The sequence below is a fragment of the Gemmatimonas groenlandica genome (genome assembly GCF_013004105.1).
Classification (GTDB): Bacteria; Gemmatimonadota; Gemmatimonadetes; order Gemmatimonadales; family Gemmatimonadaceae; genus Gemmatimonas; species Gemmatimonas groenlandica.
This window is the reverse complement of record NZ_CP053085.1, coordinates 2466938-2492936: the sequence shown is the minus strand read 5'-3', so window position 1 is coordinate 2492936 and position 25999 is coordinate 2466938. Positions and strand designations below refer to the sequence as shown.

Sequence of the window (25999 nt, the reverse complement as noted above, 5' to 3'; positions counted from 1 at the left end):
GTGCTCAATCGTGCGATGTCGCACACCCGACTCATCGCGCTCGCTGGGGCGATGCTGTTGCTGGCATCCTGCCGGTCGGCCAACCCGACGACGGCGCTGGACCCCAGCGGTGGCAGTCAGGTGTCCCTGGATGCGATGGTCTCCGGACCATCGATGCGTAACGACGCGGCGTCGCAGCTGGCCGTGCTCCGCTACGCCAATCGCCTCCCCCGCATCGACTTCCCGACCGTCCGCCCGGAGTGCCTGACGCAAGGCGAAGACTTCGGGTCGTGGACCGTGCGCTTCGATGGATACGGTTGTGTGGCCGTAGACGGCGAAGGACGGCAGGCGTCGCTCGCGATGGGCCCAAAGGCGGCGCAGAAGGACTATATGACCCACGCGCCGATGGTGCTCGGTCCGCAGTACGGCAGTCGCCTGGTGATGCATACCCGCCTCGAGACGACGGCACAGTTGCGAAACGGCACCCCGAACCCCTGGGAAGTCGGGTGGGTCATCTGGCAGTATACCGACGATCAGCGGTTCTACTACTTCATCCCGAAGCCCAACGGGTGGGAACTCGGCAAGCGCGATCCGGCCTACCCGGGTGGCCAGCGGTTCCTGGGCTCGGGCTCGGAGCAGACCTTCCCGATCGGCCGAACCTATGATGTCACGATCGTTCAGGTCGATGAAGCGATCGCGGTGTTCGTCGATGGCCATGAGATCATACGGCTCCGTGATCAGGAGAGCCCGTATCGGCAGGGGCGCATCGGCATCTATGCCGAGGATGCGACGGTGAAGGTGCATTCCGTGCGGGCGCTCTAGCGCGAAACCGCTGGTGAGGGCCATCACATGATGGCGCTATCACACTGCGCGGTAGGTGTGGGCTAGCCCGCATGTGTGCTGGGACAGGAAATCTGCTGACGGTGACCTTGCCTGACGTTGTGACGTCTATCGCAGAACGTCACACTGCTGGTATTGTCATCCAGTCAACATCCCGAGAATCGGCGGGCCCAGCCAGGGACCGCTCAATCCGACCAGTAGGATTCGGTTCGCGGGTAGTCCCTGTCCCCTGTTCCATTGCCGCTCCTCTCCGACTCTCCGGAGCCGTCGCGCCGTCGCGTTCGGGCATCGAGAGTGACCCTTGCGGTCGCACTCGTCTGTCTGGCTGCGGCACCGGCTCGTGCTCAGGGCACTCCTGCTGAGCGCTACACTGCTGCCCTGAATGTGGGCTACGCCGCCAAAGCGCGCGGCGACACGGCCGCCGCCCGACTGAGTTTCGAGCAGGCGATTGCCGCCGACACGAGTCAGGCGCTGCCGCGAATCGAACTCGGCTATCTCGCGCTCGCCGGTGGTGATCGACCGCGCGCGGCCGACTATCTGCGTCAAGGCGTCGATCGCGACGCGTCGCGCCCCGAAGTCCATCGACAGCTTGGCTACGTGCTGATCAGTCTCAAGCGCACGCGCGAAGCCATCACGGCGTTCGAGGGCATCGCGAAGACGACCAGCGGACTCACGCCGGTCGACCATCTGGCGCTCGGCTATCTGTACGACGACGTCGGTCGCGAAAAGAGTGCGCTCGCCGCGTTCAAGGCGGCGTCGCTGGCCGAAGACACCGTCGTCTCGATGCCGGCGCAGCGCGCGTTGCGCGTCAAGCAGGGCCCCGGCACGTCGTATTTTTCCGAAGGCTACATCGCGCCGTTCTATCAGACGCGATTCAAGAACACGATTGCCACCGGGTTCACGCGGCTCGGGATCGAGAGCGGCAGTTCCTGGGGCCAAGCGCTGTATACGTCGCTCCGCGTGACACGTGATTCGAAATCGTCGGGCGGCCTTCAGTCGCGGGTACTCAGCGACAATGCCGCGATCCTCGCCGGCGGCGTGCGCGTGCGACCGGCGCGCGGTCCGATCTGGTTCTACGCCGAAGCGGGCGGCGCGCGATCGCTGCTCTCCGGCGCCGAGAATTCGTGGACGCGCGACATCCGTGCGGGCGCGTACGTGATCCTCGCGCACGAACTGCAGCTTGGTGACGGCGCCAACGTGCGTCTGCTCACCGATCTTTCGGGCGACGTGAGCTGGTACGAGCGTTTCGACAAGAACGTGATCGGGTACATGCAGCTGCGAGAAGGATTCCGCGTAGGATCGCTCGCCACCAAGGCCGTCGATTTCTTCGCCCGCGGTTGGGTGGGGTACGACAGTCGGGCGGATTTTTTCAATCGCGCGGCTGAAATCGGTGGTGGCGTCGCGCTGCGGCCGGGTCACGGATTCGTCTTCCTCGCCGAAGGCATCGCCGGTCGCTACATCATGGAGCCCCCTGCCGCCACGAACCGGCGGTATCAGGACTGGCGATTCACGGCGGTCTATGGTTGGCGCAAGCTCAAGCCGCTGCATGACCCGACGATGGGAGACCGCAAGTGACGAATTATGAAATGGCGATCGCTATCATCGCCGTGTTCTATCTGATCTTCGCACTCGATGACTTGTTCTTCGACTGCGTGTATTGGCTTGGCCGCATGTTCAATTGGTGGGAGCGGCCCGTCGTCACGACCAAGGAGCTGAAGGACGTCAGCGAGTGGCGTATCGCGATCGTGACGCCGGCATGGAAGGAACAGGACGTCATCGCGCGCATGCTGATGTACAACCTGCCGCGCATCGACTACCAGCGATACGACTACTGGATCGGCACATACAAGAACGACCCTGATACGCGTCGCGAAGTCGACAAGGTACGCTCGGTCTATCCGAACGTGCGCAAGGTCGTCACCGACAACGATGGGCCGACGTCGAAAGCCGATTGCGTGAACGCGGTGCTCGCGGCGATCGCCGAGCACGAAGAGCGGGCGGGACTCCGCTACGACCTCATCATCTTCCACGATGTCGAAGACCTGATCCATCCGCAGGAGCTGCGGCTGCTCAACTGGTATTTCCGTGGTGAAGGTGCGGATTTCGTGCAGCTGCCGGTGCTCTCCACGCCGCCGTACTGGTACGACTTCGTGGCCGGCACGTACATCGATGAATTCGCCGAGCAGTACACGAAGAACATGTTCGTGCGCGAGAAGGTGTGGGGCTTCGTGCCGTCGGCGGGTGTGGCAACGTGTGTGCGCCGCAGCGTGATCGATCAGCTGATGGAAGAGCGAAACGGCGTGCCCTTCGCCACCAACTCGCTCACCGAAGACTACGACCTCGGACTCGGTCTGACGGTGCAGGGGCGCCCGACGCGCTATCTGCACCAATACGTGAAGTCGAGCGAAGAGCCGAGTGCGCCTGAGGAGCTGGTGGCCACGTGGGCACCGTTCCCGCAGACGTTCAAGACGGCTGTGCGTCAGCGCACGCGCTGGATGGCCGGTATCGTGTTTCAGGGGTGGGAGCACTGGGGCTGGCCCACGGGATTGAACTGGATCCTGGCGCACGATCGCCGCGGTCCGCTGGGATATCTCGTGGTGCTCGCGGGCTACATCCTGGTCGTGTACTACGCCGGGTATCAGTGGATCAAGACCTTCAGTCGGCCGGAGCTGCCCGATCTCGTGCAGAGCCCGTGGTTCCAGTGGCTCTTCTGGATCGGCTTCCTGTTCATGCTGAATCGGTTGCTGCAGCGTGCGCTCGCGACCGGACGACTGTACGGTTTCTGGCAGGCGATGTTGGCGATTTTCCGGACACCGTTCAGCAACATCGTGAACCTGGTGGCGACGATGCGCGCCGCATTGCAGTACACGCGTTCGCGGCGCACCGGTATTCCGATGAGCTGGGACAAGACCGAGCACTCACTGCCGCCGCAGGTCGGTGCGCAGATGCGACTGGGCGAGCGTCTGATCGAGGAGCGCAAGCTCACCACGCAGCAGCTGGTGCTGGCGCTCAAGCAGCAGCGCGAGCACGGCGGTCAGCTGGGCGCCATTCTGGTGAATCAAGGTGTCGTCTCGCGTGACGACATCGAGATCATCGTCAAGACCACGAAATCATGAATACATCGCGCTGGCTGACTCCGATGCGTGGCGGGATGCGCGCGATCGAACCCAACGAACCGCCTCACGTGCTGGCGGTCGTGGGCACGCGCCCCGAGGTGATCAAGATGGCGCCGGTGGTACGGGCGATCCGCGAACGCGGGCGCATGCGCGTCACGCTGGTGTCCACGGGTCAGCATCGCGAACTGCTCACGCGCGCCTTCGACGATGTCGGTATTCAGCCCGATATCGCCTTGACGCTGATGACGACGAATCAGACGCCGAGCGAGTTCGTATCGCGGTGTATCACGGCACTGGACGAGGTAATGGTGCAGGCGAAGGCGAGTGTGGTGCTGGTGCAGGGTGACACCAGCAGCGCGATTGCCGGCGCGATGGCGGCGACGTGGCGGTCGATTCCGGTGGGGCATGTCGAAGCGGGGCTGCGCTCCTTCAACTTCCAGGAGCCGTTCCCCGAGGAATTCCATCGTCGCGTGGTGGGGGTCGCCTCCCAGTGGCATTTCACCCCGACGCCGGAAAGCCGCGACAATCTGCTCCGCGAAGGCGTGCCGATGCATCGCATCTTCGTCACGGGCAACACCATCGTCGATGCCGTGCGACAGATGGATCTGTCGCATCCGTACGAAAATCCGGCATTGGCCGCGCTGGGTGAAGGGCGTGTGGCGCTGGTCACGGCGCACCGTCGCGAGAATCACGGGGCGGCGATGCGCGACGTGGCCCGGGCGGTGCGTCGGCTGATCGATGCGGTGCCTGACTTACAGGTGGTGTTTCCGCTGCACCCGAATCCGAACGTGCGTGGCATGTTCATCGAGACACTCGGTACGACGCCGCGCGTGCTGCTCACGGAGCCGCTGGCCTATCGCGATCTGCTCAAATTGATGCACCGCAGTACGCTGATCCTGTCCGACTCCGGTGGCTTGCAGGAAGAAGCGCCGTCGATGGGGCGCCCGATCCTGATTCTGCGCGAGCGGACGGAACGCCCGGAGGTGGTGCAGGTGGGGGCGGGGATTCTCGTGGGCACGGACCCGGATCTGATCGTGAAGGAGGCGCTGAGCATCCTCTGCGACCCGGTGGTCTATCAGCGAATGGTGTCGGGGCCGAACCCGTTCGGCGACGGGCGGGCCGGCCAGCACATCTCGGAGATCCTCGAGTCAGCGCTGATCGAAGAGCACGACAGCTCGCCGGTGGAGATGGTGATCTAGGGACGAATGGTTGAGTTCGCTGCGGACACTGTTGTGGCGGAGTGGCAGCAGCGGCAGGTTTGTTGTAGTGTTCTTGCCACATCCGTCACCAATCGGTCGGCGTAACATTCCCGATTGAGGGCGTGAAAGCGGGGTTTAGGGCCGAAAACTGCCTTTTTATGGTCCAGCTCGCCATATGGCACGCCTTATGCTCCGGTCTGGTGCAGGAAGAAGTCGTAACCGTCCCAAATTTGAGAGTGTCCCATGCGCGTTCTTGAGACTATCCGCCGCTCCCTGCTCCCTACGCTCGCCGTGGGAACGCTGCTCGTGAGCGCGCCGCTGTCGGCGCAGCCGATCACGCCGGTCACGTTTGAAGAGCTTGGCTACAACAGCCAGGTCAATTCCAATTACCTGGCTGGCAGCCAGACGAACAGCAATAATTACAACTGCAACTGGAACGGCCAGACGGTTCAGAATGGCTTCTCCGGTTTCAATTGGAGTGGCTTCGGGGCTCTCGACCTTCAGGACTATCTGTATTCGGACGGTCAGCAAGCCTATGGCCGGTGCTTTGTCAACGGACGTCAGGGTTCGCTCTATGCCATTCAGAACAATCAGATCCTGACGGGCTACCAGCAGAAATACTCAGGCTATAACCCCAACGCGACGCAGGTCGTCGCGGTCTCCGGTGCACAGGGGCCGAACGGTGCCAGTTTCTCGAGCTCGTCGCTGTTCGAGCTCAAGTCGATGCAGCTCGGTGGCGGTTGGGGCAACGTCGCGAATCTTCGCGTGACGGGCCTGAACAACGGAAACGAAGTCTGGTCGCAGGATTTCAATTTTCTCGGAATCGGCGGCGGCTTCTCGTCGATGATGGCGAAACTTGGCCTCATCAACGAGGTCCGTTTCAACGCGACGTACTCGACTGCACTCGGCACGTACGACCCATATGGCTCCGTGGACGAACTCCGTGGCTACGGCGACAAGCGAATGAATCCCGATCCCTACCGCACCTTCTGGATCGACAACATCAACATTCAGACGTCGACCGTGCCCGAGCCCAGCACCTGGGCACTCATGGCAACCGGCCTCGCCGGACTGGCCTTCGCGGCCCGCCGTCGCCGGAAGAGCTGAGACCCGTCGCTCCAGCTGACCACGCACGCCGCTCGGCACTCCGGGCGGCGCGCCGTGCCTCTGGGGTGCGGCCAGCAGGCGTCGACGGATAAGTACCGCGCGCACCAGTATTTCCGCTGCCAAAGGCGGGTTGACATCCCCGCCAGAGTCCACCATGTTAGGTGTCTGTCGCGAAACGCCCTCAACAGGCGCCCGCAGCAGTAAGCAGTACCGCACCACTATCTCGGCGATCTGCGGCCGAGAGCCCTATGGGCCACCTTTCGAGGTGGGGGCGCGAAGCAAAGGGCGCGAACACTGCGGCCCGGGACTGAGCGCACGCTGTACCGGCTTCGGCGTCTGAGACGATTCGAAGCTCCCGAAAAGCAACGCAGCCAATTTAACGTCGGTCACGGAGTCAGCTGTTCTCTGTAACCGGCGCGCTTGGGTCCCCACTCGCGCACCAGCGGCGAGCGCACCCGGCGGCAGCGGATGGATACCGGTCTCGCGCAAAGGCGAGGCGACAGGTCCAGCCGTTTTTTTGCTGGTCCACTTTTCGTCAAAGATTGGCGCCGCGTAAGCGAGTCGCCGCCGAAAACTATGCCGCGTACGACCCCGCTCGAGCACTATCGCAACATCGGCATCATGGCCCACATCGATGCCGGTAAGACCACGACCACTGAGCGCATCCTCTACTACACGGGGAAGTCGCACAAGATCGGTGAAGTCCATGACGGCGCAGCCACCATGGACTGGATGGAGCAGGAACAGGAGCGCGGCATCACGATCACGTCGGCCGCGACGACCTGCTTCTGGCAGCGCCATGGGCAGAGCGACACGAAGGGCGATGGCCCCGAGTATCGCATCAACATCATCGACACGCCGGGCCACGTGGACTTCACCGTCGAAGTGCAGCGCTCCTTGCGCGTGCTCGACGGCGCCGTCACGCTGCTCGACTCCGTTGCCGGCGTAGAGCCGCAGACGGAAACGGTCTGGCGCCAGGCTGACGGCTATGCCGTACCGCGCATGATCTTCGCGAACAAGATGGATCGCGTTGGTGCCAACTTCGAACGTTGCGTCGCGATGATTCACGACCGGTTGTCCAAGAGCGCTCAGCCGCTCCAGCTGCCCGTTGGTTCGGGCGAGCTGTTCACCGGTCACCTCGACGTCATCGAACGCAAGCAGTACATCTTCGACGAGCAGACGCTCGGCAAGACGTTCACGGTGACCGATATCCCGGCCGAGTTTCATGACGCCGTGGAAGAAGCCCGTCACAAGCTCATCGACACGGTAGTCGAATACGACGAAGCGTTGATGGAGAAGTACCTCGCCGGTGAAGAGCTGTCCGTGCCGGAGATCCGCAAGGCGATCCGCATCGCGACGTGCGCTGGCAAGTTCATTCCGATCCTGTGCGGCGCCTCGTTCAAGAACAAGGGTGTGCAGGCGCTGCTCGATGCCGTCATCGACTACTTGCCGGCGCCGCTCGACGTGCCCGCCATCAAGGGGCATCTGCCGCACCAGGACGAAACGTTCGTCGAGTGCCCGGTCACGGACGACGCGCCGTTTGCCGGCCTCGCGTTCAAGATTGCCACCGACCCGTTCGTCGGAAAGCTGACGTTCTTCCGTTGCTACTCGGGCGTGCTCACGTCCGGCTCGTACGTCTACAACAGCACGAAGGACAAGCGTGAGCGTGTCGGTCGTCTGCTGCAGATGCATGCCAACAAGCGTGAAGAAATTCCGGAAGTGCGTTGTGGCGACATCGCCGCGGCGATCGGCCTGAAGGACACGCGGACCGGCGACACGATGTGCACGGAAGACGCGCCGATCATCCTCGAAGCGATGAAGTTCCCGGCCCCCGTCATCGACGTCGCGATCGAGCCGAAGACGAAGGCGGATCAGGACAAGCTGGCGATCGCTCTGCAGAAACTGGCCGAAGAAGATCCGACGTTCCGCGTGCGCTCCGACCCGGAAACGGGCCAGACGATCATCGCCGGCATGGGCGAGCTGCACCTCGAGATCATCGTCGATCGTATGCAGCGCGAGTTCAAGGTCGACGCGAACGTGGGTCGCCCGCAGGTGGCCTACCGCGAAACGATCAAGAAGCGCGTCGAGAAGATCGAAGGCAAGTTCATCCGCCAGTCGGGTGGTAAGGGTCAGTACGGCCATGTGGTCATCAACATGGAGCCGAGCGAGCCCGGTCAGGGCTTCGTGTTCGAAGACAAGGTCGTCGGTGGTGTGATTCCCCGTGAGTTCATCGGCCCGACCGAAGCGGGTATCAAGGAAGCGCTGGATACGGGTGTGCTCGCGGGCTACCCGGTGGTGGACATCAAGGTGCAGCTGGTGTACGGCTCGTACCACGACGTCGACTCGTCCGAAATGGCGTTCAAAATCGCTGGCTCGATGGCATTCAAGGAAGCGGCGCGTCTCGCGAATCCGTGTCTCCTTGAGCCGGTGATGAAGGTCGAGGTCGTGTGCCCGGAAGCGTACATGGGCGACGTCCTCGGTGACCTGTCCTCGCGTCGCGGCAAGATCGGCGGTATGACGCAGCGCGGCGAGGCACAGGTGATCTCGGCAAGTGTCCCTCTTTCCGAGATGTTCGGTTACTCGACCAAGCTGCGCAGCATGTCGCAGGGGCGAGCGGTCTACTCGATGGAGTTTGCGCTCTACGAGGAAGTGCCGAAGTCGAAGGCCGAAGAGATCATCAGCAAGGTGAAGGCGTAAGCCTCACCCACTCATTCACTACCCAATTACAAGAACCGAACCATGGGCAAGGCAAAGTTCGAGCGGAACAAGCCGCACGTGAACGTGGGAACGATCGGCCACGTCGACCACGGCAAGACGACGACGACGGCTGCTCTCACGAAGATCTCGGCGGAATCCTACGGCACGAAGTACATCGCGTACGACGAAGTCGCCAAGGCGTCCGAGTCGCAGGGTCGTCGTGACTCCACGAAGATCATGACGATCGCCACGTCGCACGTCGAGTACGAGACGGCCAACCGTCACTACGCGCACGTCGACTGCCCGGGCCACGCCGACTACGTGAAGAACATGATCACGGGTGCTGCGCAGATGGACGGCGCGATCCTGGTCGTGTCCGCCGTCGACGGTCCGATGCCGCAGACGCGTGAGCACATCCTCCTGGCTCGCCAGGTGAACGTGCCCTCGGTCGTGGTGTTCCTGAACAAGTGCGACCTCGTCGAAGACGAAGAGCTCCTCGACCTCGTCGAGCTCGAAGTCCGCGAGCTCCTCTCGAAGTACAACTATCCTGGTGACGACGCCCCGGTGATCCGTGGCTCGGCCATCAACGCGATCAACGGCGACCCGAAGTGGGTGGCCGAGTTCATGAAGCTGTACGAGGCGCTGGACAACTACATCCCGCAGCCGATGCGCGAAGTCGACAAGCCGTTCCTCCTCCCGGTCGAAGACGTCTTCTCGATCACGGGTCGTGGTACGGTGGCGACGGGACGTATCGAGCGCGGCATCGTGAAGGTCGGCGAAGAAGTGCAGGTCGTCGGCTACAACAGCGAGCGCAAGACGATCGTCACGGGCGTCGAAATGTTCCGCAAGCTGCTGGACGAAGGACAGGCCGGTGACAACGTCGGTCTCCTCCTCCGCGGCATCGACAAGAAGGAAATCGAGCGCGGTATGGTGTTGGCCAAGCCGAACTCGATCAAGCCGCACACGAAGTTCCTGGCCGAAGTGTACGTCCTCACGAAGGAAGAGGGTGGCCGCCACACGCCGTTCTTCAAGGGCTACCGTCCGCAGTTCTACTTCCGCACGACGGACGTGACGGGCACCATCGAGCTTCCCGAAGGGATGGAGATGGTGATGCCGGGCGACAACATCCAGATGACGATCGAACTCATCATCCCGATCGCGATGGAAGAGGCGATTCGCTTCGCCATCCGTGAGGGTGGTCGTACGGTCGGCGCCGGCGTCGTCACCAAGATCCTCGCCTAATCAGAAACATCGGGTGGGCAGTGGCCGGTTCGTATGAATCGGCCACTGTGTACCGGGTGGTTCTCTACCAGGAATTCAGATGGCTGGCCGCATTCGTATTCGCCTCAAGGCTTTTGACCACGCCGTGATCGACCAGGCGTCGGCCGATATCGTTCGCACCGCTGAAAAGACGGGAGCGTCGGTGTCGGGACCGATTCCTCTTCCCACGAAGACGCAGCGTTGGACGGTGCTCCGCTCGCCGCACGTGGACAAGAAGTCACGCGAGCAGTTCGAACTGAAGACACACAAGCGCGTGATCGATATTCTCGATTCGCGTCCCGGCACGGTAGACGCGCTCACGAAGCTCGATCTCCCGGCTGGTGTCGACGTCGAAATCAAGGTCGAGTAGTAGTAGTAGGAGCAGGGTGCAGGTGCAGCTGCAGGGTGAGTACAGAGGGCATCGCATAGGGCGTTGTCCTCCTCAGTCCAACGGTGTGGATCGCACGATCCCCCGCGACTCGTACGGAGTAGACTTTTCATGATCGGCATTATCGGCAAGAAGCTGGGGATGACCCAGCTGTTCAACGAGCAGGGGCAACAAGTGCCCTGCACCGTGGTGGAGGCCACGCCCAATCCCGTCGTGAAGGTGATGACGCAGGAGAAGGCGGGGTTTGCCGCGGTGGAGCTCGGATACGGCGCGCAGAAGCTCGCGCGAGAGAATAAGAAGGGTGAGCGCACGCCGCGCGGACGTCGCGCGACGCAGGCGGAAGTCGGACATGCGAAGAAGGCCGGGCTCGACGCCCCGCCAACCGTACTCCGCAGCTTCCGTCTCGACGATGCCCCGGGCAAGAACGCCGAGGCTCCGACGTACACGGTGGGCGATACGATCACGGTCGGTATCTTCGCGCCTGGCGAAAAGGTCAAGGTCGAAGGCACCTCGAAGGGCCGTGGCTTCCAAGGCGTCGTGAAGCGTTATGGCTTCCACGGCGGACCGAACACGCACGGTAACACGAAGCACCGCAAGCCTGGCTCGATCGGCGCGGGCACGGATCCGTCGCGCGTTATCAAGGGCAAGAAGATGCCGGGCCAGTACGGCAACGTCCGTCACACGGCCATCGGCATTCGCATCGAGAAGATCGATGCTGAGCGCAACCTTATTTATCTGCGCGGCAGCGTGGCGGGGCCGACGAACGGCATCGTCTTCGTGCGGAAGCAGAGCTGATCATGACCACGGAAACTCAGACCTTTCAGGCGCCTGTGTTCTCGGCGCAGGGCAAGCAGGGCGGTACCCGCCAGCTGCCCGAAGGCATGTTCGACGGCACGGTGAATGTGCCGGTCATGCACCAGGCGGTGAAGGCGTTCCTCGCCAACCGCCGCCAGGGCACGGCCAAGACCAAGACGCGCGGTGAAGTGACCGGCGGCAACCAGAAGCCGTGGAAGCAGAAGGGCACCGGTCGCGCCCGTCAGGGCTCGATTCGCGCGCCGAACTGGCCGGGTGGTGGTACGGTGTTTGGTCCGATCCCGCGCAAGTACACGCAGATCGTGCCGAAGCAGGTTCGTGCCTTGGCGCGGAAGAGCGCGCTGAATGCCCGTGCCCGCGAGAACGCGGTCATGCTGGTGGATGCGCTGACCTACAGCGCTCCCAAGACGAAGTCGATACTCAGCCTGTTCGAGTCGCTTGGTGTGGCCGGGAAGAAGGTGCTGCTCCTCACGGACGGTGTGAAGCCGAACGTGTACCTGAGCGCCCGCAACGTCGCCCACGCGCACGTGATGCCGTTCAGCGATGTGAGCACCTATCACATCCTGTGGTCGGATGTCGTGGTGATCGAGTCGTCGGCACTCACCCAGACTTCGGCGGAGGCGTAACCGATGGCGACTATTCATCGCACTATCATGCGCCCGATCATCACGGAGCGCAGCTCGGCTGCGTACCAGGATCGTGGCGAGTACACGTTCGAAGTGGCGCCCGACGCCAATAAGTATTCCATCAAGGCGGCCGTCGAGCAGCTGTTCGGCGTGAAGGTGACTGGTGTCTGGACGTCGAATGCGCGTGGTAAGTCGCGTCGCGTCGGCCAGTCGATCGGTCGCCGTCCACATACCAAGAAGGCGATAGTGAAGCTGCGTGACGGCGACACCATCGCGATCTTCGAGGGCTGATTCGCATGGGTATTCGTCAGTTCAAGCCGGTCAGCAAGGGTTCGCGCTTCCGCTCGGTGTCGGATTTCGCCGAGATCACGCGTTCGACGCCCGAGAAGTCGCTGGTCGAGCCTCTCAAGAAGTCGGGTGGCCGCGACAATCACGGTCACATCTCCATGCGCCGCATCGGCGGTGGACACAAGCGGATGTACCGCCTCATCGATTTCAAGCGCAACAAGCACGGCATGCCGGCGGTTGTGAAGGAGATCGAGTACGATCCGAATCGCTCGGCGCGTATCGCGCTGGTCGAGTACACGGACGGCGAGAAGCGCTACATTCTGCACCCGAAGGGACTCAAGCAGGGTGATACGATCGTGGCGGGCCCGGGAAGCGATTTCCGCGTCGGCAACGCGATGCCCCTGAAGGAAGTGCCGCTCGGTACGCAGGTGCACAACATCGAGCTGAAGATCGGCAAGGGCGGTCAGATGGCGCGCTCGGCCGGCACCTTTGCCCAGGTCGTGGCGAAGGAAGGCGAGTACGTGACGCTCCGTCTGAGCAGCACCGAAATGCGCCTGGTGCACGGTAACTGCACCGCGACGATCGGCGAAGTCGGCAACTCGGAGCATGAGTTGCAGTCGCACGGCAAGGCGGGTAAGAGCCGCTGGCTGGGCAAGCGTCCGAAGGTTCGTGGTGAAGTGATGAACCCGGTGGATCACCCGCACGGTGGACGTACGCGCGGCGGCCGGAACGTGGTCAGCCCGTGGGGCAAGCCCGAGGGCGTCAAGACGCGCAACAAGAAGAAGGCTTCAACGCGTCTCATCGTGCGCGGCCGCAAGCGCGGCCGGGCGACGCAGTAACCGCCAGGCGAATCGAGAACCTATATGTCCAGAAGCATTAAGAAGGGTCCGTTCGTCGCTGAGCGCCTCGAAGCTAAGGTGATCGCCATGAACGGCCGCAGCGAGAAGAAGGTGGTGAAGACGTGGTCTCGAGCGAGCACGATTCTCCCCGAGTTCGTCGGCCACACGTTCGCGGTGCACAACGGGAACAAGTTCATCCCCGTGTACGTGACGGAAAACATGGTCGGCCATAAGCTCGGCGAATTCTCGCCGACGCGTCTGTTCCGCGGTCACGCGGGCCAGAAGGTCGACGCGAAGAAGCCCGCTGGTAAGGGAGGCAAGTAATCCATGGCCAAGGCTTTGAAGACCGGCACTGAAGCGCGCGCGATTCAGCGCACGGCGCGTCAGTCTCCGTACAAGATGCGGCTGGTGATCGACCAGATCCGCGGTCAGCGTGTGAACGACGCGCTGGCGATTCTCAAGTTCTCGAAGAAGGGTGCGGCCAAGCAGATCGAGAAGACGCTGGCCAGCGCCGTCGCGAACGCAGAGCAGGCAGCCCGTGCTGCCAACACGTCGCTGGATGTCGACGCGCTGGTGATCACGAAGGCTATCGTGAACGAGGGTCCGAAGCTGAAGCGTTGGATGCCGGCGGCCATGGGTCGTGCGACGCCAATTGCCAAGCGGACGAGCCACATCGAGATCATCGTGGCGGAGGCGGTGCGCTAATGGGACAAAAGACTAATCCGATCGGGTTCCGCCTCGGTGTCACGAAGAACTGGCGCTCGACCTGGTACGCGAAGAAGGAGATGCCGGCGCTGTTGAAGGAAGACGCGCTGCTCCGCAAGTACCTGAAGGCTCGTCTCGAGAATGCGGCCATTTCGGACGTGACGATCGAGCGCAAGCCGGGCAAGGTCGTAGTCACGATTCACACCGGCCGTCCGGGCGTGGTGATCGGCAAGAAGGGCGCGGAGGTCGACAAGCTGCGTGACGAGCTGGCACAGCTCACGGGCAAGGAAGTCGGCATCAACGTCGAAGAGATCAAGCGTCCGGAAGTCGAGGCGCAGCTGGTGGCCGACAACATTGCGGCGCAGCTGTCTCAGCGTATCTCGTTCCGTCGCGCCATGAAGCGCGCGGTGCAGAGCGCGATGCGGATGGGCGCGCTTGGTATCAAGGTGAAGGCCGGCGGCCGTCTTGGCGGTGCCGAAATCGCGCGAACGGAAGGGTACATGGAAGGCCGGGTGCCCCTTCATACACTGCGCGCCGACATCGATTACGCCACGAGCACCGCGAAGACCACGTACGGCACCATTGGTGTCAAGGTGTGGATCTTCAAGGGTGAGATCGTGGAAGATCGTCGCGGCAAGACCTACTCGACCGGCAACTGAGGAACTAAGAGATGCTGAGTCCGAAGCGGGTCAAGTTCCGCAAGATGTTCAAGGGCCGCATGACCGGGCTCGCGCACCGTGGATCGGAGGTGTCGTTCGGCACCTTCGGTTTGCAGGCGCTGGAGCCGGCTTGGGTCACGAGCCGTCAGATCGAAGCGTGCCGCGTCGCGATGACGCGTCACATCAAGCGTGGCGGTAAGGTGTGGATCCGGATTTTCCCGGACAAGCCGATCACGAAGAAGCCGGCCGAAACGCGCATGGGTAAGGGCAAGGGATCGCCCGAGATGTGGGTGGCGGTGGTGAAGCCGGGCCGAGTGATGTTCGAGATCGAAGGCGTGACGCGGGAACTTGCCGAAACGGCAATGGGCCTGGCTGCCGCGAAGCTCGGCGTAAAGACCAAGTTTGTTGCCCGTGAGGAGGCGGTGACCGAATGAAGAGTGAAGAGATCCGCGCGCTCGCGGAAAACGAACTGGTGGCCCGTATCGCCGAACTCGAGGAGGAGCGTTTCCGCCTCAAGTTCCGGAGCGGCACCGAAGCGCTGGAAGAGCCGCTGCGGTTGCGCAGCATCCGCAGGGACATTGCGCGCCTCAAGACGGTGCAGCGCGAGCGTCAGCTCGCGACCCGTGGCCGCTAACCGGAATCCGATCGATGGCTGAGATGAACAACGCGAGCGCCACGCAGAATGGCGCCTCCGACCGGACCGCGCGCAAGGTGCGTACGGGTCTGGTGGTGAGCGATAAGATGGATAAGACGGTGGTGGTGCGCATCGACCGACGGATGCCTCACCCCCAGTATGGCAAGATGGTGACGCGGACCCGCAAGCTGAAAGCGCACGACGAGGAGAACTCGGCGAAGCTCGGCGATCTGGTTCGTATCATGGAGACCCGGCCCTTGTCGAAGGACAAGCGGTGGCGCGTGGTCGAGATCGTCGAACGCGCGCGTTAAGGGGAACTAAACCATGATTCAGCAGGAATCGGTCGTGAAGGTCGCGGACAACAGTGGCGCCAAGCGTGCCCTGGTGATCCGTGTGCTGGGCGGCACGCGCCGTCGCTATGCGGGCCTGGGTGACCGGGTCATCGTGGCGGTGAAGGACGCGCTCCCGAACGGCACCGTGAAAAAGTCCGACGTGGCCAAGGCCGTGGTAGTGCGCACGGTCAAGGAAACGCGTCGCAAGGACGGCAGCTACATCCGTTTCGATGAGAACGCGGTCGTCATCATCAACGACAACGGTGAGCCGAAGGCGACCCGTATTTTCGGTCCCGTGGCGCGTGAACTGCGCGAGAAGCGGTACATGAAGATTGTGTCGCTGGCGCCTGAGGTGCTCTGAGATGCGTAAGAACGTGTACTACAAGACGGACCGTGGACAGCGCCTCGGCGCTGGACGCCACGCGCTGAAGGCTTCGCGCGAGGTCATCCACGTCACGAAGGGTGATACCGTCCGCATCATGCGCGGCGACGACAAGGGGAAGGAAGGGAAGGTCCTTCAGGTGTACCCCAAGACGGGCCGTATCAAGGTGGAAGGCATCAATATTGTGAAGAAGCACCGCAAGGCGCGTACGGCGGAAGAGACGAGCGGCATCATCGAGATGGCCGCGCCCTTCCACGCGTCGAACGCGATGTTGCTCGATTCGAAGACCGGCAAGCCGACGCGCACGAAGAAGCGCATCGACACCGACGGTACGAAGGAGCGCGTCGGCGTCAAGAGCGGTGAAGTCATCCCCCGCGCGCGCTGACCGGAGCATAGCAAATGGCGACCAAGGAAAAGGCCGGCGGAAAGGCCGGCGCGAAGGCAGGTGGTAAGGCAGCTGGCAAGGGCGCCGCGAAGGGCGGAGCCGGAGCCAAGGGTGGCGGCGCGGCCGCGAAGGGGAAGGGTGGTAAGGCGGGCAAGGCAGGACAGCCGCGTCAGGCCATCGACTTCACCAAGCGCGACCACGCGGGTGCGGGGCTGCCGGTGGCGGCGCCGCGTCTGCAGGCGCATTACGTGAACGTCGTACGCGGGGCGCTGGCCACGCAGTTCGGCTTCACGAACGGACATCAGATTCCGTCGCTGTCGAAGATCGTGGTGAACTGCGGTGTCGGTGAAGCCGTGAAGCAGCCGAAGCTGCTCGACGTGGTGGTCGAGGAGCTGGCGCTGATTACGGGTCAGAAGCCGGTGCGTCGCAAGGCGAAGAAGTCGATCTCGAACTTCGGCCTGCGTGAAGGCCAGGAAATCGGCGCGTCGGTGACGCTCCGTGGCGCGAAGATGTGGGAGTTCCTCGACCGGTTCGTGACGGTGTCTGTCCCGCGTATCCGCGACTTCCGCGGCCTCGGCACGAAGTCGTTCGATGGTCGTGGCAACTACACGATCGGCATCAAGGAACAGATGATCTTCCCGGAGATCAACTACGACATGGTGGAGCAGATCCACGGCATGGACATCACGTTCGTGACGACGGCCGAGAAGGATGCGCACGCAATGGCGCTCCTGCATCAGCTGGGCATGCCGTTCCGCGGCGACGACAAGCCGGTCATTCCCAAGGTGGCGCAGCCGGCGGCCTCCCCGGCCGCCGCCTAATCCGGACACAGACGACATGGCAAAGACGAGCAAGCTGGCCCGCAACGCGCAGCGCAAGGAACTGGTGGCCCGATACGCCACCAAGCGCGCTGCCCTCAAGGCCATCATCCAGAATCCGAAGAGCACGGGCGAAGAGAAGCTCGCCGCCGTGAACGCGCTGCATAAGCTGCCGCGTGATTCCTCGGCGACCCGCGTGCGCAACCGCTGCAACATGAGCGGACGCCCGCGCGCGTTTCTCCGCCACTTCGGCCTCAGCCGCATCGCCCTCCGTGACATGGCCCTGAACGGCCTCATTCCCGGCGTGCGCAAGGCGAGCTGGTAGCAGGATCCGATCGGTCGCAGGTGCAGAGTTCAAGTGGTGAGTTGTGGCTGAGCCTCAACCCACTACCTTGAAAGGCTGCACCTGTCGCTGATTATTCTATTCACTTCCTACAGGTCCCCGGCGCGGCCGGCGGATACCCTAGGAGAACTCAGAGAGCATGAGCCTCAACGACCCTATTGCCGACATGCTGACGCGCATTCGCAACGCGTGTGCGTCCAAGCACCGCCGCGTCGACATGCCGTTGTCAAAGATGAAGCTCGAGATCGCGCGGATCTTGAAGGAGAACAACTTCATCCAGGATTACCGCACCGTCGAGAACGAAGACGGGAAGCATCTGCTTCGTGTGATCCTCAAGTACGCGCACGGCGGACAGTCGGTCATCCGACAGACGAAGCGCGTGTCCACGCCCGGCCTTCGCAAATACGTTGGTGCGCAGGAGATCCCGCGAGTCCGTAACGGCCTCGGCATGGCGATCCTCAGCACGTCGAAGGGCATCATGTCCGACCGTGATGCGCGCTCCTCGAATACCGGGGGCGAGCTGCTCGCCCTCGTCTGGTAAGGAGACGCAACGATGTCACGTATCGGCAAGCGCCCCATCCCGGTTCCGGCCGGGGTCACGGTGGCGATCGACGGGTCGAAGATCAGTGTGAAGGGTCCGAAGGGTGAGCTTTCCCGTGTGCTCCCCGCGGACATGATCATCTCGCACGAGGGCAGTGAACTGCTCGTGAAGCGTCCGACCGATGAGGAGCGCCACAAGGCGCTGCATGGTCTCACGCGCACGCTCGTGGCGAACATGGTGGAAGGGGTCACGACGGGCTTCAAGAAGGTCCTCGAGATCACCGGTGTCGGCTACAAGGCCGAGATCAAGCCGTACGGCGCGCTGTTGTCGCTCGGCTTTTCGCACCAGATCGAGTACAAGGCGCCGGAAGGCGTGAAGATCACCGCCACGACGCCGACGCTCGTCGTCATCGAAGGCGCGAGCAAGGAGCTTGTCGGACAGAGTGCCGCCGAGATTCGCAGCTTCCGCAAGCCCGAGCCGTACAAGGGCAAGGGCGTGAAGTATCAGGGTGAAGTCATCCGGCGTAAGGCCGGTAAGGCGGGAGGCAAGTAATGGCCAAGATCGCGATCCCGCGTACGAACGCAGAGCGGCGGAAGCGCCGTCACCTGCGCGTGCGCAAGGCAGTGAGCGGGTCTGCGGAGCGTCCGCGTCTCGTGGTGTTCCGTTCGCTGAAGCACATCTACGCCCAGATCGTGGACGACGTCACGCAGCGCACGCTGATGACCGTTGGCGACGAAGGGATGAACGGCACGAAGTCGGAGCGTGCACTCGCCGTCGGCAAGCAGGTTGCTGAGAAGGCGAAGGCGGCCGGCATCGCGAAGGTCGTCTTCGACCGTGCCGGTTACCAGTATCACGGCCGCGTGAAGGCCGTGGCAGATGGCGCCCGAGAGGGCGGCCTGGAGTTCTGATCATGGCTAACGCAGCAGGAACCGGTGGCGCGCCTGGTGGCAGCGCCCGCAGTGGTGGTGGACCTGGCGGTCGTGGCCGTGGTGGCCCGGGCGGCGGTCGTGGTGGACCTGGTGGCGGTCGTGGCGGCCCTGGTGGCGGTCGTGGCGGACCCGGTGGTGGTGCGCCGGGCGGCCGTGGTCGTGGCCCCGGTGGTGAAGGTGGACCGGGCGCGGGCCGTGATGGCCGTGGCCGCGATGGTGGCCGTGGCCCGTCGCAGGAACGCGAGCAGAGCGATCTGGTAGAAAACGTGATCGCGATCAATCGCGTCGCGAAGGTCGTGAAGGGTGGTCGTCGGTTCTCGTTCAACGCGCTGGTCGCGGTGGGCGACGGACAGGGCAAGGTCGGATTTGCCACCGGTAAGGCGAACGAAGTGTCGGAAGCGGTCCGTAAGGCCGTGGAAGCCGCCCGTCGCAAGATGGTGCAGATCCCGCTGACGGGCTCGACGATCCCGCACGAAGTGGTCGGTAAGCATGGCGCCGGTAAGGTGCTCATGAAGCCCGCCGCGCCGGGTGCTGGTGTGATTGCTGGTGGAGCTGTGCGCGCCGTGCTCGAGTGCGCCGGTATCCACGACATTCTCACGAAGTCGCTGGGTTCGACCAATCCGCACAACATGGTGCTGGCGGCGCTCGACGGCCTCACGCACCTGATCACGGTCGAACAGGCCGCCAAGGAACGTGGTGTCGACGTGTCGGCGATCGGTTACCGCTCGCGCGCCAAGTCGCGCACTGAGACTCATGATGCTCGCAAGGCCGCCGTGGTTGGCGCCTCGCCTAACGCCGCGGAGGTGGCATAATGCCCCGTACGTTTGTATGGCATCCGTCGAAGGGTCCGGCGAAGACCCCGAAGCTCGAAGCGCCGGGAACCGGCAAGCTTCATATCAAGCAGGTACGCAGCGCGATCGGCCATTCGTGGCGGATGCGTCGTACGCTTGAAGCGCTCGGCCTTCGTCATCATCAGGCCAGCGTCGTGCAGCAGGATTCCGCCTCGCTGCGCGGCCAGCTCAAGCAGGTTCGTCACCTCGTGTTGGTGACGGCGGTGGAGGAGTAACACATGGCTTCCAATTCAGGCGCCGAAGGCGTCGAGAAGATCGGCCTGCACAACCTGCAGCCGGCGCCGGGTTCGCATCGCGGCCGTCGTCGCGTGGGTCGCGGTCCGGGCTCTGGTCTGGGCAAGACGTCCGGTAAGGGTCACAAGGGCTCCATGGCGCGGTCCGGCCATGGCGGTCCTGGTGGCGGCAAGCCGCACTTCGAAGGCGGCCAGATGCCGCTCACGCGTCGTATTCCGAAGCGCGGTTTCACGAATCCGTTCCGTGAAGAGGCGCAGGTGGTTCGCCTCGATTCGCTGACCGGCGTTGCCGGGGACGAAGTGACGGTGGAGACGCTGGTCGCGGCTGGGCTCATTCGTTCGGGTCACGGCCCGGCGAAGCTGCTCAACAACGGTGAAGTGTCCCGTGCGTTCACGGTACGCGGCGTGAAGATCAGCGCCGGTGCCAAGGCGAAGATCGAAGCGGCCGGTGGCCGCATCGACGGCTGACGGAGACAATCCAGCGCATGGCGCAGCAACCCAATCCGGCGGCGCAAGCCGTCTCCAACATCTACCGGACGCCTGAACTCTGGCAGAAGATCACCTTCACGTTCCTGTGTATGGTGATCTATCGAATCGGAGCGCACATCACGGCTCCCGGTATCGATGTCCAGGCGCTGACGGACTACTTCACCCGCCAGCAGGGCGGTGGCCTCCTCGGCCTCTACGACATGTTCGTGGGTGGTGGTCTTTCCCGCGCGACGGTCTTCGCGCTCGGCATCATGCCCTACATCTCGTCGAGTATCTTCGTCCAGATTGCCGGGGCTGTGCTGCCGAACGTGGACAAGATGCAGAAGGACGAGGAAGGCCGGAAGAAGTTGACGCAGTACACGCGTTACCTCACGGTCGTGCTGGCGCTGATTCAGGCGTACGGATTTGCCCTGTTCACCTCGTCGCTCCCGGCCGCGGTTTCGCGTCCGGGACCGTGGTTCACGGTTCAGATGATGCTGTTCCTCACCACGGGCGCGATTTTCGTCATGTGGTTGGGTGAGCAGATCACGGAACGTGGCCTCGGGAACGGTGCGTCGCTGATCATTTTCTTCTCGATCGTCGAACGCATGTGGCCGGGTATTTTCCAGTCGTTCAACTACATCTCGACGGGCACGCTCAATGTGCTCTCGCTCGTGGTGTTGGCGATTCTGATGGTGGCGGTGGTGGCCGGTGTCGTGGCGATCACGGTGGCGGCGCGTCGCGTCCTCATCCAGATCCCGCAGCGCACGATGGCGCGTGGACGGCAGCGTGAAGCCGCGCGGAATTTCATCCCGCTCCGCATCAACACGGCGGGCGTGATGCCGATCATCTTCGCGCAGTCGGTGATCGTGATTCCCGGTGCGATCGCTCAGTTCAGCGGCAACGCCAAGGCGCAGGAGATCGCGGAGCTGTTCAATCCGCAGGGTCCGAATCCGTGGCTGTACTTCGTGCTTTCCGCCGTCCTGATCCTGCTGTTCACGTACTTCTACACGTCCATCATTTTCAATCCGGTGGATCTGGCGGAGAACCTGAAGAAGCAGGGCGGCTTCGTGCCTGGCATCAAGCCGGGCGCCAAGACCGCTGAGTACATCGAGCAGGTCGTGGAGCGTATCACGCTTCCCGGCGCGATTTTCCTCACCGTCATTGCGCTGATGCCGATCATCATCGCGCGCTTGATCAACGTGCCGTTCGCCTTTGGTGGAACGTCGCTGCTGATCGTGGTCGGTGTGGCGCTGGATACGATGGCGCAGATGCAGCAGCACCTGCTGCTCCGCAAGTACGACGGCTTCATGAAGAAGGGGCGCGTGCGCTTCCGCGGCCGTCAGGCGACTCAGGGCTTCTAAGGAAGATCATGATCATTGTCCTGCTTGGACCGCCTGGTGCGGGCAAGGGGACTCAAGGCGAGCGGCTTGCCGCTCGCCTTGACGTTCCTAAGATCGCCACCGGCGATGTACTCCGCGCCGCGGTACGTGACGGCACTCCGCTCGGTCTCGAAGCGAAGGCTGCTATGGATCGCGGCGATCTGGTCCCCGATGACGTGATCATGGGGATCATGAAGGAAGCGCTGGCGTCTCCAACGGCTGCGAAGGGAGCGATCCTGGACGGAGTGGTTCGTACCACGCCGCAGGCCGACGGTGTCGCCGCCATGCTTTCGGATCTCGGCCGCAAGGTCGATGCGGTGTTGTTGTTCGATATTGCGGAAGACGAGTTGGTGCGCCGCCTGAGCGGACGTACCACGTGCGACGCCTGCCAGCGCCCGTTCTTCGGACGCCAGCCTGGGGAATCGTGCGACGCCGATGGAAAGACCGGCACGCTCGTTCGCCGTAAGGATGACGAGCCGGACGCGGTGCGGAAGCGTCTGCAGGTCTATCGCGATCAGACCTCGCCGGTGATCAACTGGTACGAGGAGCACGGCCCCCGGGTCGTGCGGATCGACGCCATTGGCTCACTCGAAGAGGTCGAGGCTCGCGCCCTGCACGTGCTCGGGTACTGATGGCGATCGGCGGATCTGCTCCTGCTACGTTGCTCAAGTCACCGCGCGAGATCGACATTATGGCGCGCGGTGGCGCCCTGCTGTACGCCACGCTGCAGCACATGAAGGCCCATGTTCGACCGGGCATCAGTACCGGTGAGCTCGACGCGCTCTGTGAGGCGTTCATTCGCTCGCATGCCGGCGCTGAGCCGGCCTTCAAGGGACTCTACGGATTCCCGGGCAGCGCCTGCATCTCGATCAACGAAGAGATCGTTCATGGCATCCCGTCGCGAAAGCGCGTGCTGAACGATGGCGACATCGTGAAGCTCGATTTCGGCGTCAAGCTCGAAGGCATGTATACCGACTCCGCCATTACGGTGCCGGTCGGTGTCATCGACGAGCAGACGCAGCGGCTGCTCGAAGTCACCAAGCGCTCGCTTGATGCCGGCATCGCGGCCGCGACGCCAGACAATCATGTGGGCGACATCGGCGCCGCCGTGCAGGCGGTCGTGGAAGCGGCCGGCTTCTCGGTGGTGCGCGAGCTGGTGGGGCATGGCGTCGGTTTCTCGCCGCACGAAGAGCTACAGATCCCGAACTACGGTAAGCCGAAGCGCGGGAAGAAGCTCAGCGTGGGGCTCACAATCGCCATCGAACCGATGGTCAACGTGGGGACGGCCAAGACCAAGACGCTGAGCGACAAGTGGACCGTCGTGACGGTGGATGCCAAGCGCTCAGCGCACTTCGAGCACACGGTGGCCATCACCGAGCACGGGCCGCGAATTCTCACGCAGCCGCTCGGCTAGCTATCGCTTCCTGGTCAGCTGGACCGTGAGTGCCTTGTCGGACCCGCAGTCGATGATGGCCGTGCGCTCCGCATTGTTGTAGCCGGGCAGCGAGATGGATAGCCGGTAAGTTCCCGGACGCAGTTCGAAGGTGGTGCCGAGGGTGGCATTCACCCTAACGGTGGAGCGCTCTGTTTCGCTTTCGAGGCGAACGAGCGCTTCTGTCGTTTCTGACACGGCGGGTTGCAGTGTCAGCGACAACCGGAGTTTACCCACGCCATTCGCTGAGGCGCAGGTCGACGCGGCGGAGGACGTGTTCACGGATGCGCCCGCCGATGTGCCGGGAGCGGAATGCGCGCAGCCACCCACGAACAGTCCCACGACCAGCGGGACGACGTATGGCCGGTTCTTCATGCCGGTACCATCGCGCGCTCGGCCGCCGCTTCCGCCACGCGGGCGTGCACCGATGCCGCATCGAGACAAGCGCGGGCCTCCGAGGCGAGTTGCGCACCCGTTTGCGTGCCTTGCTCATCGAGCGATACCACGTTGATGCGCACATTGAGCACGGCGCCTTTGCAGGCCGCTTCCGCCATCAGGGCGGCAACGCAGGCGTCGGTCACGGCGTTGCTGTTCCCCAGCTCCGCGACCGTGGCCGCGATCGCGGCGACCCGCACGGCGAGCTGCGCCGTTTCGAGGGGCACGCGTGACGCGAACACCAATGCGTCTCGAATAGCATCCGCGCGCGCCACAGCATGCTCCGGCTCCTTCGCCATCGTGTAGGCCGTCCGCACGCGTTCGTAGGAATCGGCATCACGCTGCACCAGCTCGGAGAGTTGTCGGCGCAGCGTGTAGGCGTCGATGGTGAGCTGCTTCATCTGCTCTTCGACGGCGGCGTACTTCTTCTTGCCGATCGTGAGTCCAGCGACCATCTGCGCGAGCGCCGCGCCCAGCGCGCCGACGTGCGCAGCCACACTGCCGCCTCCCGGCGTGGGCGAGGCATCGGCAACACGTGCCATGAAGCTCTCGACCGCTTCACCGCCGGCGATGACCTCGCGTACCTTCGTCTCCAGCAGCATCGCCTTGGAGAAACCGCGCAACTGCACGTGACGCGCGCCGGCGTCGAGCAGCACGCGCTCGGGAACCAGACCGACGATCTCGCTCCACGTCGGCAAGACACCGTGTGCGGCCGCTTCGGACTTTACGATCTCGAACACGCGATGCAGTGGCGTCTTCTCGGTGTCGACCAGATTCATGGAGACCTGCGCCTGCCCGTCGACCTCCATCCCGAGTCCCTTCACGTAGCGCAGGCCGCCCGACGACCCCCGAATCGCCTTCGCGACGTCCTTCGCGACGGGAAGATTCCTGGCGTCGCCGAGATAGACGTTGTAGGCGACCAGGAATGGACGCGCACCGATCGCCGTGGCACCGGCCGTGGGATGGATTTCGCTCGACCCGAAGTCGGGTTTGCGCGCGGAATTCGTGCGGATGTCGTCGCGGAGCCCTTCGAATTCACCGCGACGCACGTCGGCGAGGTTCTCGCGAGCGGGTGAGCTGGCGGCGCGTTCGTACAGGTAAACCGGAATGCCGAGCTCCGCCGCCGCGCGCGCACCGAGTTCGCGGGCGAGCGCGACACAGTGCTCCATCGTGGCGCCTTCGAGCGGAATGAACGGGACGACGTCGGTGGCGCCGATGCGGGGATGCTCCCCTTGATGCGTGGTGAGATCGATGCGCTCCTTCGCGACCCGCATCGCGGCGAACGCTGCCGGCACGGCCGCCTCGAGCGATGCCACGAAGGTGATCACCGTGCGATGATGCGACGGATCGCTGGACACGTCGAGCACGTGAGCGCCGGGGGTGTTCGCGATGGCGTCGCGAATCGCGGCGATCACCGCAGGGTCGCGGCCTTCAGAGAAGTTGGGGACGCATTCGACGAGAGACACGATCAGGCGGGGTCGGGGGCGGGAACGGTGGTAGTGCCTTCACCTTCGTTGAGCATGCCAAGGAACCAGTCATGAAGCATACCGTTGCTGGCGACGATTGGCCCACTCGTCAGGCGTGCATCGCGCCCCTCGAGGTCGGTAACGCGACCTCCGGCTTCGCGTACCAGCAGCACGCCGGCGGCGAGGTCCCAGGGGTTCAGGAAAAGCTCCCAGAATCCGTCAAAGCGGCCGCGGGCCACATCCGAGAGGTCGAGCGCCGCCGAACCGGCGCGGCGCACACCGGAGATGATCGGCATGAGGCGTCGGAGCTGACGGAGATAGAGGTCGGCCTGCGAGACATCCTTGAACGGAATGCCGGTGCCGATGAGGGCCCGGGCGGGGGTTGTAGTCGTGGACACCTGCAACCGACTGCTGTCCACGAAGGCCCCGTCGCCGGCCGTGGCGTGCAGGACGCCACCGCGGGCCACGTCGTGCACGACGCCAGCTTGCGGTACCCCGTCGAGCGCAATGCAGATCGAGACGCAATAGTTCGGAAAGCCATGCAGGAAGTTGGTGGTACCGTCGAGGGGGTCGACGATCGCGACCAGGCCCTCATCGGGGCGCGCATCGGCGCTCAACTCTTCGCCCACGATCCGAATGCCGGGGATCCTCGACGTGATCATGTCGCGGATGCGCTCCTCGGCCCCGACATCGACCCGGCTCACGAAGTCCGTCGCGCTCTTCTCCTCCCAGGCCAGCGTACGGTGCGACATCGCCTCGTACGTGATGAAGCGCGCGGCCGTATCCGCGGCGGCGATGGCGGCGTCGCGCCACTCGCGGCGCTTCGGGTGTGCGGACGATGTCATTCGGTGC

33 protein-coding genes and 1 pseudogene are annotated in these 25999 nt (G+C 63.6%); 31 read left to right on the top strand and 3 right to left on the bottom strand.

All coding sequences use genetic code 11. From position 1 onward, the window contains the following. Window positions 1-15: 15 nt before the first annotated feature. The 31 genes and pseudogenes from HKW67_RS10555 (at window position 16) to map (ending at window position 23228) form a co-directional block, all read left to right on the top strand. A complete protein-coding gene (locus HKW67_RS10555; protein ID WP_171225348.1) occupies window positions 16-801 on the top strand; it encodes a hypothetical protein in 786 nt (261 codons plus the stop codon). 312 nt (window positions 802-1113) lie between these two features. Then, window positions 1114-2394 (top strand): tetratricopeptide repeat protein, encoded by a 1281-nt coding sequence (locus HKW67_RS10550; RefSeq protein ID WP_171225347.1) that lies wholly within the window; start codon window positions 1114-1116, stop codon window positions 2392-2394. A gap of 11 nt (window positions 2395-2405) precedes the next feature. After that, window positions 2406-3935, top strand: coding sequence for a glycosyltransferase (locus tag HKW67_RS10545; protein WP_171225346.1), 1530 nt, complete (start codon window positions 2406-2408; stop codon window positions 3933-3935). After that, a complete protein-coding gene (wecB, locus tag HKW67_RS10540) occupies window positions 3932-5134 on the top strand; it encodes a non-hydrolyzing UDP-N-acetylglucosamine 2-epimerase (protein WP_206044684.1) in 1203 nt (400 codons plus the stop codon). Before HKW67_RS10545 ends, wecB begins: the two co-directional genes overlap by 4 nt. Window positions 5135-5377: 243 nt before the next feature. Beyond that, window positions 5378-6241, top strand: coding sequence for a PEP-CTERM sorting domain-containing protein (locus HKW67_RS10535; protein WP_171225345.1), 864 nt, complete (start codon window positions 5378-5380; stop codon window positions 6239-6241). A 576-nt stretch (window positions 6242-6817) separates the two neighbouring features. Beyond that, complete coding sequence (fusA, locus tag HKW67_RS10530; RefSeq protein WP_171225344.1) at window positions 6818-8938, top strand: elongation factor G; 2121 nt, start codon at window positions 6818-6820, stop codon at window positions 8936-8938. 42 nt (window positions 8939-8980) lie between these two features. After that, the gene (tuf, locus tag HKW67_RS10525; protein ID WP_171225343.1) at window positions 8981-10180 is read left to right on the top strand and encodes an elongation factor Tu; all 1200 of its coding nucleotides are present in this window, start codon (window positions 8981-8983) and stop codon (window positions 10178-10180) included. A 79-nt stretch (window positions 10181-10259) separates the two neighbouring features. After that, complete coding sequence (gene rpsJ, locus HKW67_RS10520) at window positions 10260-10568, top strand: 30S ribosomal protein S10 (protein ID WP_171225342.1); 309 nt, start codon at window positions 10260-10262, stop codon at window positions 10566-10568. Window positions 10569-10697: 129 nt separating this feature from the next. After that, window positions 10698-11381 (top strand): 50S ribosomal protein L3, encoded by a 684-nt coding sequence (gene rplC, locus HKW67_RS10515; RefSeq protein ID WP_171225341.1) that lies wholly within the window; start codon window positions 10698-10700, stop codon window positions 11379-11381. A gap of 2 nt (window positions 11382-11383) precedes the next feature. Then, on the top strand, window positions 11384-12025 hold the full coding sequence (rplD, locus tag HKW67_RS10510) for a 50S ribosomal protein L4 (protein WP_171225340.1): 642 nt from the start codon (window positions 11384-11386) through the stop codon (window positions 12023-12025). Window positions 12026-12028: 3 nt separating this feature from the next. After that, complete coding sequence (locus HKW67_RS10505) at window positions 12029-12316, top strand: 50S ribosomal protein L23 (protein ID WP_171225339.1); 288 nt, start codon at window positions 12029-12031, stop codon at window positions 12314-12316. A 5-nt stretch (window positions 12317-12321) separates the two neighbouring features. Then, window positions 12322-13152: a 50S ribosomal protein L2 gene (gene rplB / locus HKW67_RS10500; RefSeq protein WP_171225338.1), complete on the top strand. Its 831-nt coding sequence runs from the start codon at window positions 12322-12324 to the stop codon at window positions 13150-13152. 24 nt (window positions 13153-13176) lie between these two features. Continuing rightward, window positions 13177-13476: a 30S ribosomal protein S19 gene (rpsS, locus tag HKW67_RS10495; protein WP_171225337.1), complete on the top strand. Its 300-nt coding sequence runs from the start codon at window positions 13177-13179 to the stop codon at window positions 13474-13476. A gap of 3 nt (window positions 13477-13479) precedes the next feature. Continuing rightward, window positions 13480-13857 (top strand): 50S ribosomal protein L22, encoded by a 378-nt coding sequence (gene rplV / locus HKW67_RS10490; protein WP_171225336.1) that lies wholly within the window; start codon window positions 13480-13482, stop codon window positions 13855-13857. Then, window positions 13857-14516 carry a 30S ribosomal protein S3 gene (gene rpsC / locus HKW67_RS10485; RefSeq protein ID WP_171225335.1) on the top strand — a complete coding sequence of 220 codons (660 nt, stop codon included), beginning with the start codon at window positions 13857-13859 and terminating at the stop codon, window positions 14514-14516. Before rplV ends, rpsC begins: the two co-directional genes overlap by 1 nt. 11 nt (window positions 14517-14527) lie before the next feature. Next, window positions 14528-14950, top strand: a complete 423-nt coding sequence (rplP, locus tag HKW67_RS10480; protein ID WP_171225334.1) for a 50S ribosomal protein L16 — start codon at window positions 14528-14530, stop codon at window positions 14948-14950. Further along, window positions 14947-15150, top strand: a complete 204-nt coding sequence (gene rpmC, locus HKW67_RS10475; protein ID WP_171225333.1) for a 50S ribosomal protein L29 — start codon at window positions 14947-14949, stop codon at window positions 15148-15150. The genes rplP and rpmC overlap by 4 nt, the downstream gene beginning before the upstream one ends. Before the next feature lie 14 nt (window positions 15151-15164). Beyond that, a complete protein-coding gene (rpsQ, locus tag HKW67_RS10470; RefSeq protein WP_171225332.1) occupies window positions 15165-15461 on the top strand; it encodes a 30S ribosomal protein S17 in 297 nt (98 codons plus the stop codon). A 13-nt stretch (window positions 15462-15474) separates the two neighbouring features. Continuing rightward, window positions 15475-15843, top strand: a complete 369-nt coding sequence (gene rplN / locus HKW67_RS10465; protein WP_012682372.1) for a 50S ribosomal protein L14 — start codon at window positions 15475-15477, stop codon at window positions 15841-15843. An 85-nt stretch (window positions 15844-15928) separates the two neighbouring features. Further along, window positions 15929-16249: a 50S ribosomal protein L24 gene (gene rplX, locus HKW67_RS10460; protein WP_171227626.1), complete on the top strand. Its 321-nt coding sequence runs from the start codon at window positions 15929-15931 to the stop codon at window positions 16247-16249. A 212-nt stretch (window positions 16250-16461) separates the two neighbouring features. After that, a complete protein-coding gene (gene rplE, locus HKW67_RS10455) occupies window positions 16462-17070 on the top strand; it encodes a 50S ribosomal protein L5 (RefSeq protein ID WP_206044717.1) in 609 nt (202 codons plus the stop codon). A gap of 16 nt (window positions 17071-17086) precedes the next feature. Beyond that, window positions 17087-17392, top strand: a complete 306-nt coding sequence (gene rpsN / locus HKW67_RS10450) for a 30S ribosomal protein S14 (RefSeq protein ID WP_171225331.1) — start codon at window positions 17087-17089, stop codon at window positions 17390-17392. Between the two features lie 157 nt (window positions 17393-17549). Beyond that, a complete protein-coding gene (gene rpsH, locus HKW67_RS10445; protein WP_171225330.1) occupies window positions 17550-17951 on the top strand; it encodes a 30S ribosomal protein S8 in 402 nt (133 codons plus the stop codon). A gap of 12 nt (window positions 17952-17963) precedes the next feature. Next, on the top strand, window positions 17964-18503 hold the full coding sequence (rplF, locus tag HKW67_RS10440) for a 50S ribosomal protein L6 (protein WP_171225329.1): 540 nt from the start codon (window positions 17964-17966) through the stop codon (window positions 18501-18503). Then, a complete protein-coding gene (gene rplR, locus HKW67_RS10435; protein ID WP_171225328.1) occupies window positions 18503-18859 on the top strand; it encodes a 50S ribosomal protein L18 in 357 nt (118 codons plus the stop codon). Before rplF ends, rplR begins: the two co-directional genes overlap by 1 nt. Before the next feature lie 188 nt (window positions 18860-19047). After that, window positions 19048-19692: pseudogene (gene rpsE / locus HKW67_RS22650) on the top strand (30S ribosomal protein S5); the annotation flags it as partial. Further along, a complete protein-coding gene (gene rpmD, locus HKW67_RS22430) occupies window positions 19692-19946 on the top strand; it encodes a 50S ribosomal protein L30 (RefSeq protein WP_171225327.1) in 255 nt (84 codons plus the stop codon). The pseudogene rpsE and the gene rpmD, both read left to right, overlap by 1 nt. 39 nt (window positions 19947-19985) lie before the next feature. Then, entirely contained in the window at window positions 19986-20432 is a 447-nt protein-coding gene (gene rplO, locus HKW67_RS10420; RefSeq protein WP_171227623.1) for a 50S ribosomal protein L15, read from the top strand. A 17-nt stretch (window positions 20433-20449) separates the two neighbouring features. Beyond that, window positions 20450-21796: a preprotein translocase subunit SecY gene (secY, locus tag HKW67_RS10415; RefSeq protein WP_171225326.1), complete on the top strand. Its 1347-nt coding sequence runs from the start codon at window positions 20450-20452 to the stop codon at window positions 21794-21796. Window positions 21797-21804: 8 nt separating this feature from the next. Beyond that, window positions 21805-22446, top strand: coding sequence for an adenylate kinase (locus tag HKW67_RS10410; RefSeq protein WP_171225325.1), 642 nt, complete (start codon window positions 21805-21807; stop codon window positions 22444-22446). Next, window positions 22446-23228, top strand: coding sequence for a type I methionyl aminopeptidase (map, locus tag HKW67_RS10405; protein WP_171225324.1), 783 nt, complete (start codon window positions 22446-22448; stop codon window positions 23226-23228). Before HKW67_RS10410 ends, map begins: the two co-directional genes overlap by 1 nt. Here the strand turns inward: map and HKW67_RS10400 are convergent, their stop codons facing one another. The 3 genes from HKW67_RS10400 to HKW67_RS10390 are packed head-to-tail and all read right to left on the bottom strand — an operon-like array spanning window position 23229 to window position 25992. Continuing rightward, entirely contained in the window at window positions 23229-23621 is a 393-nt protein-coding gene (locus HKW67_RS10400; protein ID WP_171225323.1) for a PEGA domain-containing protein, read from the bottom strand. It lies immediately after the preceding gene. Beyond that, on the bottom strand, window positions 23618-25147 hold the full coding sequence (ftcD, locus tag HKW67_RS10395) for a glutamate formimidoyltransferase (protein WP_171225322.1): 1530 nt from the start codon (window positions 25145-25147) through the stop codon (window positions 23618-23620). Before ftcD ends, HKW67_RS10400 begins: the two co-directional genes overlap by 4 nt. 2 nt (window positions 25148-25149) lie before the next feature. Beyond that, window positions 25150-25992, bottom strand: coding sequence for an inositol monophosphatase family protein (locus HKW67_RS10390; protein ID WP_171225321.1), 843 nt, complete (start codon window positions 25990-25992; stop codon window positions 25150-25152). Window positions 25993-25999 lie beyond the last annotated feature (7 nt).

Bases quoted from the DNA above. Each gene is read 5' to 3' on its own strand.
- HKW67_RS10555 (WP_171225348.1), top strand. From the start codon at position 16: ATGTCGCACACCCGACTCATCGCGCTCGCTGGGGCGATGCTGTTGCTG.
- HKW67_RS10545 (WP_171225346.1), top strand. From the start codon at position 2,406: ATGGCGATCGCTATCATCGCCGTGTTCTATCTGATCTTCGCACTCGAT.
- wecB (WP_206044684.1), top strand. From the start codon at position 3,932: ATGAATACATCGCGCTGGCTGACTCCGATGCGTGGCGGGATGCGCGCG.
- HKW67_RS10535 (WP_171225345.1), top strand. From the start codon at position 5,378: ATGCGCGTTCTTGAGACTATCCGCCGCTCCCTGCTCCCTACGCTCGCC.
- fusA (WP_171225344.1), top strand. From the start codon at position 6,818: ATGCCGCGTACGACCCCGCTCGAGCACTATCGCAACATCGGCATCATG.
- tuf (WP_171225343.1), top strand. From the start codon at position 8,981: ATGGGCAAGGCAAAGTTCGAGCGGAACAAGCCGCACGTGAACGTGGGA.
- rpsJ (WP_171225342.1), top strand. From the start codon at position 10,260: ATGGCTGGCCGCATTCGTATTCGCCTCAAGGCTTTTGACCACGCCGTG.
- rplC (WP_171225341.1), top strand. From the start codon at position 10,698: ATGATCGGCATTATCGGCAAGAAGCTGGGGATGACCCAGCTGTTCAAC.
- rplD (WP_171225340.1), top strand. From the start codon at position 11,384: ATGACCACGGAAACTCAGACCTTTCAGGCGCCTGTGTTCTCGGCGCAG.
- HKW67_RS10505 (WP_171225339.1), top strand. From the start codon at position 12,029: ATGGCGACTATTCATCGCACTATCATGCGCCCGATCATCACGGAGCGC.
- rplB (WP_171225338.1), top strand. From the start codon at position 12,322: ATGGGTATTCGTCAGTTCAAGCCGGTCAGCAAGGGTTCGCGCTTCCGC.
- rpsS (WP_171225337.1), top strand. From the start codon at position 13,177: ATGTCCAGAAGCATTAAGAAGGGTCCGTTCGTCGCTGAGCGCCTCGAA.
- rplV (WP_171225336.1), top strand. From the start codon at position 13,480: ATGGCCAAGGCTTTGAAGACCGGCACTGAAGCGCGCGCGATTCAGCGC.
- rpsC (WP_171225335.1), top strand. From the start codon at position 13,857: ATGGGACAAAAGACTAATCCGATCGGGTTCCGCCTCGGTGTCACGAAG.
- rplP (WP_171225334.1), top strand. From the start codon at position 14,528: ATGCTGAGTCCGAAGCGGGTCAAGTTCCGCAAGATGTTCAAGGGCCGC.
- rpmC (WP_171225333.1), top strand. From the start codon at position 14,947: ATGAAGAGTGAAGAGATCCGCGCGCTCGCGGAAAACGAACTGGTGGCC.
- rpsQ (WP_171225332.1), top strand. From the start codon at position 15,165: ATGGCTGAGATGAACAACGCGAGCGCCACGCAGAATGGCGCCTCCGAC.
- rplN (WP_012682372.1), top strand. From the start codon at position 15,475: ATGATTCAGCAGGAATCGGTCGTGAAGGTCGCGGACAACAGTGGCGCC.
- rpsN (WP_171225331.1), top strand. From the start codon at position 17,087: ATGGCAAAGACGAGCAAGCTGGCCCGCAACGCGCAGCGCAAGGAACTG.
- rpsH (WP_171225330.1), top strand. From the start codon at position 17,550: ATGAGCCTCAACGACCCTATTGCCGACATGCTGACGCGCATTCGCAAC.
- rplF (WP_171225329.1), top strand. From the start codon at position 17,964: ATGTCACGTATCGGCAAGCGCCCCATCCCGGTTCCGGCCGGGGTCACG.
- rplR (WP_171225328.1), top strand. From the start codon at position 18,503: ATGGCCAAGATCGCGATCCCGCGTACGAACGCAGAGCGGCGGAAGCGC.
- rpmD (WP_171225327.1), top strand. From the start codon at position 19,692: ATGCCCCGTACGTTTGTATGGCATCCGTCGAAGGGTCCGGCGAAGACC.
- secY (WP_171225326.1), top strand. From the start codon at position 20,450: ATGGCGCAGCAACCCAATCCGGCGGCGCAAGCCGTCTCCAACATCTAC.
- HKW67_RS10410 (WP_171225325.1), top strand. From the start codon at position 21,805: ATGATCATTGTCCTGCTTGGACCGCCTGGTGCGGGCAAGGGGACTCAA.
- map (WP_171225324.1), top strand. From the start codon at position 22,446: ATGGCGATCGGCGGATCTGCTCCTGCTACGTTGCTCAAGTCACCGCGC.
- HKW67_RS10400 (WP_171225323.1), bottom strand. From the start codon at position 23,621: ATGAAGAACCGGCCATACGTCGTCCCGCTGGTCGTGGGACTGTTCGTG.
- HKW67_RS10390 (WP_171225321.1), bottom strand. From the start codon at position 25,992: ATGACATCGTCCGCACACCCGAAGCGCCGCGAGTGGCGCGACGCCGCC.